This window comes from Pseudomonas frederiksbergensis (genome assembly GCF_003732705.1).
Lineage (GTDB): Bacteria > Pseudomonadota > Gammaproteobacteria > Pseudomonadales > Pseudomonadaceae > Aquipseudomonas > Aquipseudomonas frederiksbergensis_F.
The window spans coordinates 97,625-111,208 of the sequence record NZ_MOBR01000008.1 but is presented as its reverse complement, the minus strand read 5'-3'; the positions used below and the strand labels follow the sequence as shown (position 1 = coordinate 111,208).

At 61.7% G+C, this 13,584-nt stretch carries 14 protein-coding genes and 1 other RNA gene; 7 read left to right on the top strand and 8 right to left on the bottom strand.

Translation table 11 applies throughout. From position 1 onward, the window contains the following. Nucleotides 1–8: 8 nt before the first annotated feature. From BK667_RS09605 to BK667_RS09590, 4 genes are all read right to left on the bottom strand, one after another. A complete protein-coding gene (locus tag BK667_RS09605) occupies nt 9–1,127 on the bottom strand; it encodes an ABC transporter permease (protein WP_123597463.1) in 1,119 nt (372 codons plus the stop codon). Next, nucleotides 1,127–3,850 (bottom strand): ribosome-associated ATPase/putative transporter RbbA, encoded by a 2,724-nt coding sequence (gene rbbA / locus BK667_RS09600; protein ID WP_123597462.1) that lies wholly within the window; start codon nt 3,848–3,850, stop codon nt 1,127–1,129. The genes BK667_RS09605 and rbbA overlap by 1 nt, the downstream gene beginning before the upstream one ends. After that, the gene (locus BK667_RS09595) at nt 3,847–4,812 is read right to left on the bottom strand and encodes an HlyD family secretion protein (protein WP_123403951.1); all 966 of its coding nucleotides are present in this window, start codon (nt 4,810–4,812) and stop codon (nt 3,847–3,849) included. Before BK667_RS09595 ends, rbbA begins: the two co-directional genes overlap by 4 nt. Nucleotides 4,813–4,943: 131 nt before the next feature. Beyond that, nucleotides 4,944–5,393 carry an EVE domain-containing protein gene (locus BK667_RS09590; RefSeq protein WP_123509729.1) on the bottom strand — a complete coding sequence of 150 codons (450 nt, stop codon included), beginning with the start codon at nt 5,391–5,393 and terminating at the stop codon, nt 4,944–4,946. Between the two features lie 195 nt (nt 5,394–5,588). On the opposite strand from BK667_RS09590, the gene BK667_RS33235 reads away from it, so the two are divergent. Next, nucleotides 5,589–5,750, top strand: coding sequence for a hypothetical protein (locus BK667_RS33235; protein WP_185058192.1), 162 nt, complete (start codon nt 5,589–5,591; stop codon nt 5,748–5,750). 108 nt (nt 5,751–5,858) lie between these two features. Here the strand turns inward: BK667_RS33235 and BK667_RS09585 are convergent, their stop codons facing one another. From BK667_RS09585 to BK667_RS09570, 4 genes are all read right to left on the bottom strand, one after another. Next, nucleotides 5,859–6,473, bottom strand: coding sequence for a 5-formyltetrahydrofolate cyclo-ligase (locus BK667_RS09585; protein WP_123597461.1), 615 nt, complete (start codon nt 6,471–6,473; stop codon nt 5,859–5,861). A gap of 85 nt (nt 6,474–6,558) precedes the next feature. After that, nucleotides 6,559–6,737: non-coding RNA, 6S RNA (ssrS, locus tag BK667_RS09580), on the bottom strand. A gap of 30 nt (nt 6,738–6,767) precedes the next feature. After that, the gene (locus BK667_RS09575; RefSeq protein WP_007942435.1) at nt 6,768–7,085 is read right to left on the bottom strand and encodes a cell division protein ZapA; all 318 of its coding nucleotides are present in this window, start codon (nt 7,083–7,085) and stop codon (nt 6,768–6,770) included. Next, nucleotides 7,082–7,291: a TIGR02449 family protein gene (locus tag BK667_RS09570; protein WP_007942437.1), complete on the bottom strand. Its 210-nt coding sequence runs from the start codon at nt 7,289–7,291 to the stop codon at nt 7,082–7,084. Before BK667_RS09570 ends, BK667_RS09575 begins: the two co-directional genes overlap by 4 nt. 183 nt (nt 7,292–7,474) lie before the next feature. Here BK667_RS09570 and BK667_RS09565 point away from each other — a divergent pair, with 183 nt between their 5' ends. The 6 genes from BK667_RS09565 (at nt 7,475) to BK667_RS09540 (ending at nt 13,492) form a co-directional block, all read left to right on the top strand. Continuing rightward, complete coding sequence (locus tag BK667_RS09565) at nt 7,475–8,035, top strand: YecA/YgfB family protein (protein ID WP_123509731.1); 561 nt, start codon at nt 7,475–7,477, stop codon at nt 8,033–8,035. A gap of 27 nt (nt 8,036–8,062) precedes the next feature. Continuing rightward, nucleotides 8,063–9,397, top strand: coding sequence for a Xaa-Pro aminopeptidase (gene pepP / locus BK667_RS09560; RefSeq protein ID WP_123597460.1), 1,335 nt, complete (start codon nt 8,063–8,065; stop codon nt 9,395–9,397). Further along, nucleotides 9,394–10,581: a 2-octaprenyl-6-methoxyphenyl hydroxylase gene (gene ubiH, locus BK667_RS09555; RefSeq protein ID WP_123597459.1), complete on the top strand. Its 1,188-nt coding sequence runs from the start codon at nt 9,394–9,396 to the stop codon at nt 10,579–10,581. Before pepP ends, ubiH begins: the two co-directional genes overlap by 4 nt. Beyond that, the gene (locus tag BK667_RS09550) at nt 10,574–11,059 is read left to right on the top strand and encodes a DUF4442 domain-containing protein (protein WP_123597458.1); all 486 of its coding nucleotides are present in this window, start codon (nt 10,574–10,576) and stop codon (nt 11,057–11,059) included. Before ubiH ends, BK667_RS09550 begins: the two co-directional genes overlap by 8 nt. 9 nt (nt 11,060–11,068) lie before the next feature. Then, nucleotides 11,069–12,286, top strand: a complete 1,218-nt coding sequence (locus BK667_RS09545; protein ID WP_185058202.1) for a 2-octaprenyl-3-methyl-6-methoxy-1,4-benzoquinol hydroxylase — start codon at nt 11,069–11,071, stop codon at nt 12,284–12,286. A gap of 201 nt (nt 12,287–12,487) precedes the next feature. Continuing rightward, nucleotides 12,488–13,492, top strand: a complete 1,005-nt coding sequence (locus tag BK667_RS09540) for an extracellular solute-binding protein (RefSeq protein ID WP_123597456.1) — start codon at nt 12,488–12,490, stop codon at nt 13,490–13,492. Nucleotides 13,493–13,584 lie beyond the last annotated feature (92 nt).

The following is a 13,584-nucleotide window of genomic DNA, read 5'->3' as shown; positions in this document are numbered from 1 at the left end:
TCTTGCATTCAAGACGCCAGACTCTTGCGAAACCGCATCAGCGCTATCGCAAAGAACACCAGCCCGATGGCGGTCAGCGCCAGCAAGTCCGGCCAGACCACGCTCAACCCGGCGTCGCGAAACAGGATCGCGGCGCTGAGGCTGACGAAGTGCGTCGACGGCGAACCCTGCATCACCCATTGCAGCCATTGCGGCATGCTGTCGAGCGGCGTGCTGCCGCCGGACAGCAGCAACATCGGGATAATCACCGGGATCGCCAGCAGTCCGAACTGCGGTGTCGAGCGGGCCAGGGTCGCGAGAAAGATCCCCAGCGCCGTGCTGGCGAACAGATAAACCGCGGTCACCAGCAAAAACAGGGTCATCGATCCGGCCAGTGGCACGCCCAGCGCACCTTTGACGATCACTTCCAGTGAGATCCAGGTACACAGCACCACCACCAGCATGTTGCTCCAGATTTTCGCCAGCATGATTTCCAGCGCCGTCAGCGGCAGCACCAGCAAATGGTCGAGGGTGCCGTGTTCACGCTCTCGCAGCAGCGCCGTGCCGGTCAGGATGATCGCGAGGATGGTGATGTTGTTGACGATCTGAATCACCGCCAGGAACCAGCCGCCCTCCAGATTGGTATTGAACAGCGAGCGAGTGGTCAGCAGCGCCGGCGCCTTGCTGGCGGGATCCGTCTGGCCGCTGTAGGTCAGCAGTTCGCGCTGGAAAATCCGTCCGATGTAACCCGCGCCCATGAACGCCTGGCTCATCGCCGTGGCATCGACGTTGACCTGTACCGTCGGTTGGCGACCGGCCAACAGATCCGTCTGGAAATTGGCCGGCACGTTGATCACGAACGTGTACTGGCCGCTGTCCATGACCTGATCGAGTTGCCCGTAAGGCAGCAACGCCGGTCGCTGGAACTCCGGCGGTTGCAGGGCCTGGGCCAGTTGCCGCGAGAGGTGGCTGTGATCTTCGTCGACAATGGCCACGCTGGCGTTGTGCACGCCGATCACCGAGCCGGCGGCCGGCATGTAGATCGCCACGGTGAAGGCGTAGAACAGAAACAGCAGCAACACGCTGTCGTGGCGCAGGCTGGTCAGTTCCTTGAGGCCAAGTCGCAAGATATGCGCAAGCTTGTGCATCAGGCCTCCTGCTTTTTCAGCATGACCAGGCTGAGCCCGGTGAACACGAGAAAGAACCCGAACAGCGCCAGGCATTGCGGCCATAACTGTCGCAGGTCCAGCGCTTTGGTGAAGGTGCCGACGGCAATGTCGAGGAAGTACCCAGCCGGAAACAGCATGCCCATCACCGCCGCCGCGCCTTCGAGGGAGGAGCGCGGCACGATCAGCCCGGAGAACTGGATGGTCGGCAGGCTGGTGATGATCATGGTGCCGAGGATCGCGGCGATCTGTGTCCGGGTGAACGCCGAAATCAGCAGGCCCATGCTGGTAGTGGCCAGCACATAGAGCAAGCCGCCGAAGGCCAGGGTCAGGCCGCTGCCCTTGAACGGCACGCCGAACAGCCAGCGGTTCATCGCCACCAGCACTGCGAGGTTCACCAGGCTTACAGCCAGATACGGCGCCTGTTTACCCAACAGGAATTCCAGTCGGGTCAGCGGTGTGGCGTAGAAGTTGGTGATCGATCCCAGCTCCTTCTCGCGCACGATTCCCAACGCGGTGAGCATGGCCGGGATGAACGCGAGGATCAGCGCCATCACCCCGGGTCCGATGGCGTTAACGCTGACCACATCCTGGTTGTAGCGGAATCGGGTTTCCAGTTTTGCTGCCGGCTGATGGTTCAGCGCGGGGCTGCTCTGCTCGGCCAATTGCTCGATGTTCGCCTGGTGCACCGCCTCGACGTAGTTGCGACTGGTCTCGGCACGAAACGGCATCCCACCATCCAGCCACGCCGCCACGCTAGGCTGGCGCCCGGCGTACAGGTCGCGGCCAAAGCCCGGCGGGATCTCCAGCGCCAGTTTGATTTCCGAGCGTTGAAGGCGTCGGTGCAATTCTTTGCTGTCGCGGATCGGTGCTTGTTCGGCGAAATAGCGCGAGCTGCGGAAGGCTTCCAGATAGGTACGGCTTTGCGGCGTCTGGTCTTGGTCGAATACGGCGAAGGCGAGTTTTTCCACGTCCAGGGAAATGCCGTAGCCGAAGATCACCATCATGAAAATCGCCCCGAGCAGGGCGAACGCCATCCGCACTTTATCGCGCAGCAACTCTTTCCCTTCGCGACTGGCTACCGCCACCAGACGCCCGACGCTGAAACCACGCTCTTTCATTGGTGGTGTCGGGGCGGCAGGCGTGTCGGCGGGCGCTGGCGACGTCGGCGTTTCGCCAGCGCCTTGGGCCTGTTCCAGGCACGTGACAAACGCCGCTTCCAGCGTCTCGCCCTTGAACTGTTGTTGTAGCGCTGCCGGGGTGTCACAGGCCAGTACCTTGCCGGCGTGCATCAGCGAGATGCGGTCGCAACGCTGGGCTTCGTTCATGAAGTGGGTGGAGAGGAAGATCGTCACGCCTTGCTCGCGGGACAACTCGATCAGTAACCGCCAGAAATCATCCCGCGCCGCTGGGTCGACGCCGGAGGTCGGTTCGTCGAGGATCAGCACTTCCGGGCGATGCAACACCGCCACAGCCAGAGACAGTCGTTGGCGTAAACCCAAAGGCAAGGCGCCAGACTGTTGATCGGCGACGTTGACCAGATTGAAACGCTGGATCAGTTCGTCGATGCGTTGGGCGCTATCGGCCTTGGGCAAATCGAACAGGCGCGCGTGCAAGTCGAGGTTTTGCCGCACGCTGAGTTCGCCATACAGCGAGAAACTCTGGGACATGAAACCGACCCGTTTGCGGGTGGCCAGGTCCTTGGCGTTCACCGGATTGCCCAGCAGTGTGGCGCTGCCCTCGCTGGCCGGCATCAGGCCGGTCAGGACTTTCATGGTGGTGGTTTTGCCGCAGCCGTTGGAGCCGAGGAACCCGAAAATCTCACCGCGACCGATGGCGAAGCTGACCTTGTCCACGGCGGTGAAATCGCCGAAGCGTAACGTCAGGTCGTGGGCTTCGATGGCGATGTCGGTGTTGGCGCCGGTGCGGGGTGGAATGACTAGTGGCTGATTGTCGTGGCCACTGTCGCCCTGAAAGTGGGTGAAGGCTTCATCGAGTTTGCCGCTGGCAGTCGCTGCGGCCAATTCGCTGCTCAGGCCGGTGGCGATCAGCTTGCCGGCGTCGAGCATCAGGCAATGTTCGAATTGCTCGGCCTCTTCCATGTACGCGGTGGCGACCAGCAGCGTCAGTTGCGGGCGCTGGTTTCTGACATCGTCCACCAGTTCCCAGAAACGCCGACGGGACAAGGGATCGACGCCGGTGGTTGGCTCATCGAGGATCAGCAGGTCCGGTTCGTGGATCAGCGCGCAACAGAGTCCGAGTTTCTGTTTCATCCCCCCCGAGAGCTTACCGGCCGGTCGATCGGCGAAACGCAGCAAATCGGTGGCCAGCAGCAGGCTGTGCATGCGCTGGTCGCATTCGGCTTTCGACAGGCCGAACAGGGTGGCGAAAAAGTGAATGTTCTCGCTGATCGACAATTCGGGATACAGGTTGCCGCCCAGGCCTTGGGGCATGAAGGCGATGCGCCGGTAGAGGCTGTTGCGATGGCGACGATCCTGGATCGAGCCGCCCAACACTTCCAGCTGACCTTGTTGCAGGGTTTTTACCCCGGCGATCAGCCCCAACAGGCTCGACTTGCCGGCGCCATCCGGGCCGATCAACCCGCAGCGCGTGCCGGCGGGCAGGCTGAAGGTGATGTCGGCCAGGGCCTGCTGTTTGCCGTAACGGTGGTTGATGCCGGTCGCTTGCAGCGCCAGGCCGGTCATTGCAGGTTGGCCGGCCAGCTAATAGGGGCGGTGCGCACATAACCGGCGCCGGGCATGCCCGGCTTGGCCTGGGGCAGGGCGCTTGGGTCGTTCAGGCGCAGTTTGACGCGGAATACCAGTTTCTGACGTTCGTCGCGGGTCTCGACTTCTTTGGGGGTGAACTGTGATTTACCGGCGACGAAAGTGATTTTTGCCGGCAGCGAGTGATCGGGCAGGGCGTCGAGCAGGATGCGCGCTTCATCGCCAACCGCCACGCGGCCGGTCACCGAGGCCGGGAGGTAGAGGTTCATGTATTGGTCGTTAGGATCGATCAGCAGCAAGACCCGCCCGCCCGCGCCGAGCACTTCGCCGGGTTCGGCCATGCGCAACTGAATCACCCCGTCGATGGGGGCCCGTAGGCTGCTGTCGTCGATTTCGCTGGTCAGCATCGCGACTTGGGCCTGAGCCGCGCCAATCGCGGCGCCGACCGCCGACACTTGGGCGCGGGACGCGGCGACTGCCGCACTGCCGGTGTCTAGGCGTGCTTGTTGTTGATCGATGATCTGGCCGCTGACGAAACCGTGCTTGAACAGTTCCTGAGAACGCTTGAGTTCCTGTTGAGCGAGCCGTTGTTCGCTCTGGCGCAATTGCACGTTGGCCTGGGCGGCCGAAAGGTTTTCGCGGGCGCGTAGCACCTCGGCTTCAGCCTGGTTGCGCTGGGCTTCCAGGGTGCGGGTGTCCATGCGGGCCAGCAGTTGGCCCTTGCTGACCTTGTCGCCTTCATCGACCAGCACCTCGGCCAGCCGCCCCGGTGTTTTGCTGGCGATCTGCACTTCGGTGGCTTCCAGGCGACCGTTGCCGACATACAGGCCTTCGGGCAGACGGTCATGCATCGATTTCCAGTAGCCGAAACCGCCGGCGCCCAGCAGCAGAACCATCAAAGAACTGGCGAACAAAATCGAAGAGCGACTGTGCGTAGACATGCGGGCATCCTGCGGCTGTTGCGTCCTAGTCTGGCTGATCGAGCGCCGGGGCGGCTTGATGCCAGTCAATTGAGACGCAGCCTAACCCGATTGGGCGGGCAAAAGAGGATGACCGGGTGGTTCTGCTTTATTTAGCGTAAATCGAGTACCGCTGCCCATTGTTCGGCGGTCACCGGCATCACTGACAGGCGCGAGCCTTTCTGCACCAATGGCATTTCGGTCAGTGCGGTTTGCTGTTTCAGGTAATCGAGCTTCAGGACTTTAGTGAAGGTTTTGACGTGAGCGACATCGATGGCGCTCCAGGCATTTTTCTCCGGGGTAGCCTTCGGATCGTAGTAATGACTCTCCGGCTCCAGCGCCGTCGGGTCCGGATACGCGGCTTCGACAATCTTGCCGATCCCGGCAATCCCGGGCTCCGGGCAGCTGGAGTGATAGAAGAAGAACTCGTCACCCACCGCCATCGCCCGTAGGAAATTACGGGCCTGATAGTTGCGAACCCCGTCCCAGCGCGCTTTGCCGAGCTTCTCAAGGTCTTTGATCGAGAGCTCGTCGGGCTCGGATTTCATCAGCCAATAGGCCATGGTTTTTGCTCCTTGCGAGAGGGGTGGGCAAGTTGTCGGGCAATTTTATGACAAACCGACAGTCGGTTGACGCCAGTGTTTGCGTGTCGGTTCACGTTGTCGCAAAATGCCGGCCTTCTAAGCTTGACGCTGCTGCACGGCCTACAACGGAAACCGCTGCTGTCATCGTGTTGATATGCCTTTGGGGGGCAATCGATGAAACGCAAACCGGATTTACTATGGATTTTGGTTATTTTGTTCGGCCTCGGCGTCGTGACCACTGGCTATGCCCAAAGCCTGTGGAACAACAAGACGGACGCGCCGATCGAAATCGCGCAGCAGCAACAACAGCACCAGCCGTCGGCCTTCAAGCGCTGATCCTGTCTTCCTGACGCCGCATTGTGGGAGCAAAGCTTGCTCGCGATGACGGCGTCACATTCAACATCTATGTGCCTGTGAGACCGCTATCGCGAGCAAGCTTTGCTCCTACAGTGCGGAACCTGCGAAATACCACGCCTTGTCTGTCACCGTTCCTTGCAACGGTACATCCCAGCTCGCTTGAGCCAATCTTCCGACCTTCTGACATTCATGGGCCAGCCCCAGCAGCGTTGGCTTGCGCCAGGTTTTACGTCGAGCCAGATAAGCGAGGCTGCGGTCGTAGAAGCCGCCGCCCATTCCCAGGCGCCCACCGACATCGTCGAACCCGACCAATGGCAACAACACCAGGTCCAGCGCCCAGACCTTGCGTTGCCGGCCGAGGTTGGCCCGGGGTTCAAGAATGCGGAAGCGGTTGGGCTTGAGCTTTTCGCCGGGGCGAATCCGCTGAAACACCATTTTGGTTCGCGGCCAGGCGCTGAGCACCGGCAGATACGTCGCTTTGCCCCGGCGTTGCGCGGCACGCAGCAGCAGGCGCGGGTCGATTTCACCGTCGGTGGGTAGGTAAAGAGAGATATGTCTGGCGCGGCGAAACAGCGGGTGCTGGGCCAATTGCTTATATAGCCCGCGAGCGGCCTGGCGCTGCTGACTGGGTGTCAGTGCGCGGCGGGCCTTGCGCAGCATGCGTCGAAGTTGCGGGCGGGGAAGCAGCGCAGGTTCGTTCATGAATTAGGCTTCGGCAGGGCGGGTACACAAAGCGTACCCGTAAAAAAGCCGATGCCGGTAATTAACCCGGCATCGGACTGGAATCAGGCTCCCCGGATGAACCGCTGCTGACTTAGCCCTTGAACCCGAAAGTTCAAGGTGGAAGATGCAGTAGGCTTTAAGGCTTTCCGTCTAGCGGACATGCACACCAGCCCAACGTGCAGCCTCCAGGGTAGTGCGAATCGGCTCAGGGACGTGGTCAACTGGCAAGCACCCCAGGGAGTGACGCGAGTATACCCCAAGCGGTTTCGCGTTTCAGCCCTTGGTGACGTCCGGATCGGTTGCCAGCACCAGATCGACGCGATCGAGCAGGTCGCGAACCTGCTCGCGGGTCGAACCGCTGGCCTGCACATCCGGGCGTTCTTCCTTGTGCAGCAGGTCGTGGGTGATGTTCAGCGCGGCCATCACGGCGATACGGTCGGCACCGATGACTTTGCCGCTGCTGCGGATTTCGCGCATCTTGCCGTCCAGGTAGCGGGCGGCACTCACCAGGTTGCTGCGCTCTTCCTGGGGGCAGATGATCGAATATTCTTTGTCGAGGATCTGCACGGTAACGCTATTGCTTGAACTCATGAGTCTTGCTCCAGGGCCTTGAGGCGCGAAATCATCGATTCGACCTTACGCCGAGCGATTTCGTTTTTTTCAATGAGGTGAGCGCGTTCCTCGCGCCAGGTCTTTTCCTGAGCTAATAGGAGTCCATTTTGGCTCTTTAGTTGCTCGACTCGGCTAATTAGCAGCTCAAGTCTTGCCATCAGCGCTTGCAGATCGGTGTCTTCCATTGTGTCCACTGAATATGTGTCTGATGGGTGGCAGGCTCTGTAGGAAACAGCCTACGCTTCGGGCGCGCTTAGTTTCGTACAGCCCCAGGCTGGAGGACAGCCTTTAATAGTCTTGGCGAGTCTGTCGATGTAGGATACAAGGCCTTCATTCTAGACATAGCGCCGTCTGGCGCCTAGCTGCCCATGCCCATTCAGAATTCCCCGTATCAAGCCTTCGCCACCCTGCTGACTTCCAGCGGGCATAACGTCTCGCCTGCCGAACTGCATGGCCTGTTGCTCGGCCGCAGTTGCGCCGGTGCCGGCTTCGAAGCCGACAGCTGGCTGGTCGATGCCGCCGAGCTACTCGAAGGCGAGCCACAAGACAACGTCCGCAACGCCCTGATCGGCCTGCAAGAGATGGTCAAGGGTGAGCTGACCGGCGACGACATGACCGTCGTCCTGCTGCTGCCCACCGACGATGCCCCGCTGGCCGACCGCGCCGCTGCGCTGGGCCAATGGTGCCAGGGCTTCCTCTCCGGTTTCGGCTTGAACTCCCCTGACAGCAGCATGCTCAGCACTGAAGCGACTGAGGTCCTGCAGGACTTGGCCGCCATCGCCCAGGTGCAAGATGCCCTGGAAGAGTCCGACGACGGCGAAAGCGACTACATGGAAGTCATGGAGTACCTGCGCGTCGCGCCGTTGCTGCTGTTCACCGAAACCAAGAAACCTGCCGAGCCGGCTGCCGCCAAACCGTCGTTGCATTAATCGCCTGCCAGGGAAAGCCATCTGCCCATGATTCATATCCCGAAATCGGAATACAGCCGTCGCCGCAAGGCCCTGATGGCGCAGATGGAACCCAACAGCATCGCGATCCTGCCCGCCGCCGCGGTGGCCATTCGCAACCGCGACGTCGAGCATGTCTATCGTCAGGACAGCGATTTCCAGTACCTCAGCGGTTTCCCCGAGCCTCAAGCCGTCATCGTCCTGATGCCCGGTCGTGAGCATGGCGAATACCTGCTGTTTTGCCGCGAGCGCAACGCCGAACGAGAACTGTGGGACGGCCTGCGCGCCGGCCAGGAAGGCGCGATCCGCGACTTTGGCGCCGACGACGCGTTCCCCATCACCGACATCGACGACATCCTGCCGGGCCTGATTGAAGGGCGCGACCGGGTGTATTCGGCCATGGGCAGCAATCCGGAATTCGACCGGCACCTGATGGACTGGATCAACGTGATCCGCTCTAAAGCGCACCTCGGCGCCCAGCCGCCGAACGAATTCGTTGCCCTGGATCATCTGCTGCACGACATGCGCCTGTATAAATCGGCGGCAGAAGTGAAGGTGATGCGCGAAGCCGCACGGATTTCCGCCCAGGCGCATATCCGCGCGATGCAGGCCAGCCGTGCCGGGTTGCACGAGTTCAGCCTGGAAGCCGAGCTCGACTACGAATTCCGCAAGGGCGGGGCGAAGATGCCGGCGTATGGCTCGATCGTCGCGTCCGGGCGCAACAGCTGCATCCTGCATTACCAGCAAAATGACGCGGTGCTCAAGGACGGCGATCTGGTGTTGATCGACGCCGGTTGCGAGATCGACTGCTACGCCAGCGACATCACCCGCACCTGGCCGGTCAACGGCAAGTATTCGGCCGAACAGAAGGCGATCTACGAGTTGGTGCTGGCGTCGCAAGAAGCGGCGTTTGCCGAGATCGCGCCGAACAAACACTGGAATCAGGCCCACGAAGCCACGGTCCAGGTGATTACCGCCGGGCTGGTGAGGTTGGGGCTGTTGCAGGGTGACGTCGACGAGTTGATCGCCAGCGAAGCTTATAAAGCGTTTTACATGCACCGCGCCGGTCACTGGCTGGGCATGGATGTGCATGACGTCGGCGAGTACAAGGTCGGCGGCGAATGGCGCGTGCTGGAAGTCGGCATGGCGCTGACGGTGGAGCCGGGGATCTACATCGCCCCGGACAACCCGAACGTGGCGAAGAAATGGCGCGGCATCGGCGTGCGCATTGAGGACGATGTGGTGGTGACCAAAACCGGTTGTGAAATCCTGACCAAAGGCGTGCCGAAAACGGTCGCTGAAATCGAGGCCTTGATGGCGCAAGCACGGACACAAGCGGCATGAGTCGAGTCAATCTGGCAATCATCGGTGGCGGCCTGGTCGGCGCCAGTCTGGCGTTGGCCTTGCAGGCCGGGGCCAAGGCCCGGGGCTGGAAGATCGTGCTGATCGAGCCGTTCGCTCCCGGAGACACTTATCAACCGAGCTACGACGCCCGTTCTTCGGCGCTGTCCTACGGCGCTCGGCAGATTTATCAACGGCTGGGCGTGTGGCAGGACATCTCCCGCCGGGCCGAGCCGATCAAACAGATTCATGTGTCCGACCGAGGGCGTTTTTCTACAGCGCGACTGTCGGCGATGGAAGAGGGCGTTCCGGCCCTTGGCTATGTGGTGGAAAACGCCTGGCTCGGCCAATGCCTGTGGCAAGGGCTGGACAAGGACGTGGTCAGTTGGCGCTGCCCGGCGGAAGTCACCCGCATGGAACCGTTGACCGACGGCTATCGCCTGACCCTCAATGACGAAACCACTGTGGAATGCGACCTCGCGGTGCTCGCCGATGGCGGCCGTTCCGGTTTGCGTGAGCAACTGGGGATCGGCATCAGGAAGCGCCCGTACAACCAGAGCGCGCTGATCGCCAACATCACCCCGAGCGAAGCCCATAACGGCATGGCGTTCGAGCGTTTCACCGATGAAGGCCCGATGGCGCTGTTGCCGTTGCCGGACAACCGCTGCGCTTTGGTCTGGACCCGTTTGGGCATGGACGCGCAGCGGCTGGCGGCCCTCGATGAAAAGAGCTTCCTCAGCGAATTGCAGGGCGTGTTCGGTTATCGCCTCGGCACCTTGAAACAGGTTGGCGCGCGACACTTGTACCCGCTGACATTGATCGAGGCCGAAGAGCAGGTGCGTCCGCATCTGGCGATTCTCGGCAACGCCGCCCACAGCCTGCATCCGATTGCCGGGCAGGGCTTCAACCTGTCCTTGCGCGATGCCCAGGCATTGGCCGATGCGTTGCTGGCCAGCGAAACCTCGCCCGGCGACTTCGCGACCTTGCAGGCCTATCGCGAACGCCAACGGATGGATCAGAACCTCACCGTGGGCTTCTCCGATCAGGTCACCCGGTTGTTCGGCAGCACCCAACCGCTGGTGTCCCTGGGGCGCAACATCGGCCTGCTGGGCCTTGATCTGTTGCCGCCGGCCAAGCGCTGGTTCGCCCGGCAGGCCATGGGTTTGGGTACTCGCCCGGATGCTTGAGTGGCTGACTGCAAAATTCGGCAAGGCGCGGTTGATGCGCTGGGTCATGACGTTCTATCCGCCGTACCTGGGTGCAGGGGTGCGGGTGCGGCACATCAGTGATGACTTCCGCGACATCAAGGTGTCGATGGGCCTGGGCTGGTACAACCGCAACTACGTTGGCACCCAGTTCGGTGGCAGCCTGTATGCGATGGTCGATCCGTTCTACATGCTGATGCTGATGGAAAACCTCGGACGCCAGTACATCGTCTGGGACAAGGCGGCCGACATCGATTTCATCGCGCCGGGCAAAGGCCCGGTGTTCGCCCGCTTCAACATCGACGAGACCTTGCTCGACGAGATTCGCTTGCAGACGGCGAGTGGCGAAAAATACCTGCCACAGTTGCAGGTCGATATTCACGACGGCGCCGGCACCTTGGTGGCGCGGGTCGAAAAAACCCTTTACGTGCGGCTCAAGCCGCAAGCGAGACAGGCTTAAAGCATGGACATGCGCGCAGATCTGCTGATTGTCGGGGCCGGAATGGTCGGCAGCGCCCTGGCGCTGGCGTTACAGGACAGTGGGCTGGAAGTCCTGCTGCTGGACGGCAGCCCGATGAGCGTCAAACCTTTCGACGGTGCCGCGCCTTTCGAGCCGCGAGTGAGCGCCTTGTCGGCGGCCAGCCAGCGAATTCTTGAACGCCTCGGCGTCTGGGACGGCATCGCCAATCGGCGCAGCAGCCCGTACACCGACATGCACGTCTGGGACGGCAGCGGCACCGGGCAGATCCACTTCTCGGCCGCGAGTGTGCACGCCGACGTGCTGGGGCATATCGTCGAAAACCGTGTGGTTCAGGACGCCTTGCTCGACCGCTTGCACGATTGCGATCTCGGCATGCTGGCCAATGCGCGCCTGGAGCAAATGCGCCGCTCCGGCGATGACTGGCTGCTGACCCTGGCCGATGGCCGCACCTTGCGCGCGCCGTTGGTGATTGCGGCGGACGGCGCCAATTCGGCGGTACGGCGCCTGACTGGTGTGGCCACTCGTGAGTGGGATTACCTGCACCACGCAATCGTGACCAGCGTGCGCAGCTCCAAATCGCATCAGATGACGGCGTGGCAGCGTTTTACCGATAACGGTCCGCTGGCGTTTTTGCCGCTGGAACGGGATGGTCAGCAGGATTGGTGTTCGATCGTCTGGTCCACCACGCCGAGCGAAGCCGAGCGTCTGATGGCGCTGGATGACGAAGGTTTCTGCCGTGAGCTGGAACGGGCCTTTGAGGGCCGTTTGGGTACGGTGCTCAGCGCCGATCCTCGCTTGTGCGTGCCGCTGCGTCAGCGCCATGCCAAGCGTTATGTGGCCGAAGGCCTGGCGCTGATCGGCGATGCGGCGCACACCATCCACCCGCTGGCCGGGCAGGGCGTGAACCTTGGTTTCCTCGATGCGGCGGTGCTGGCCGAGGTGTTGCTGCAAGCGGCTGAACGCGGCGAGCGCCTGGCGGATGTCAAAGTCCTCAGCCGTTACGAGCGTCGGCGCATGCCGCACAACCTGGCGTTGATGGCGGCGATGGAAGGCTTTGAACGGTTGTTCCAGGCCGATCCGCTGCCGGTGCGCTGGTTGCGTAATGCCGGGTTGAAGATCGTCGAGCAGCTGCCGGAGGCCAAGGCGTTGTTTGTGCGTGAAGCGCTGGGGTTGACCGGGGATTTGCCGGCGTTGGCCAAGGCCTGACATCTTCGTTGAGGCTGATGGCCTCTTCGCGGGCAACGCATTCCCCTGTAGGAGCGAGGCTTGCCCGCGAAGGCGTCGGCCCATCCACCGCCCATTTCAAACCATGCAACATCTGGTAACTCCTCCGCGAACTGTTCGATTGAGAAGGCAAATGTGAGTCCTTATCATTTGGCCTCATTTTTCAATCGAGAGACCGCTCCCATGTTGGCACCCAAGCGTCTATTGACTGCGCTGGCCCTGACCCTGATCGGCAGCACCGCCGCCCAGGCCGCCGACGAGGTGGTGGTTTACTCCTCGCGTATCGATGAGCTGATCAAACCCGTCTTCGATGCCTACACCGCGAAAACCGGCGTGCAGGTGAAGTTCATCACCGACAAGGAAGCGCCGCTGATGCAGCGCATCAAGGCCGAGGGCGAAAACGCCACCGCCGACCTTCTGCTCACCGTCGATGCCGGCAACCTCTGGCAGGCCGAGCAGATGGGCATTCTCCAGCCGTTCACCTCGAAAACCATCGACGCCAACATCCCGCTGCAATATCGCTCGTCGGCGCATGCCTGGACTGGCCTGAGCCTGCGGGCGCGGACCATCGCCTATTCCACTGACCGCGTGAAGCCCGGTGAGCTGACCACGTACGAAGGCCTGGCCGACAAGAACTGGGAAGGTCGTCTGTGCCTGCGCACGGCGAAGAAGGTCTACAACCAGTCACTGACTGCCACCATGATCGAAGTCCACGGCGCCGATAAAACCGAGCAGATCCTCAAGGGCTGGGTGAGTAACCTGTCCACTGACGTTTTCTCTGATGACATCGCGGTGCTGGAAGCGATCAATGCCGGGCAGTGCGACGTCGGCATCGTCAACACCTACTACTACGGTCGCCTGCACAAGCAGAAGCCGGATCTGGCGGTGAAGCTGTTCTGGCCGAATCAGGGCGACCGTGGCGTGCACGTCAACCTGTCGGGCATCGGCCTGACCAAGCATGCACCGCACCCGGAAGCGGCCAAAGCCTTGGTGGAGTGGATGACCACGCCGGAAGCACAGAAGATATTCGCCGACGTGAACCAGGAATTCCCGGCCAACCCGGCGGTTGCACCTTCTGCGGAAGTGGCGAGCTGGGGCAAGTTTGTCGCCGATACGCTGCCCGTGGAAATTGCCGGCAAGCGTCAGGCGGAAGCGATTCGCATGATGGATCGGGCGGGTTGGAACTGACCGGAGCTGATCGTTCCCACGCTCAGCGTGGGAATGCATCCCCCGACGCTCCGCGTCGAAGCGTTACGCAGAGCGTCACAAGATGTGTGCCC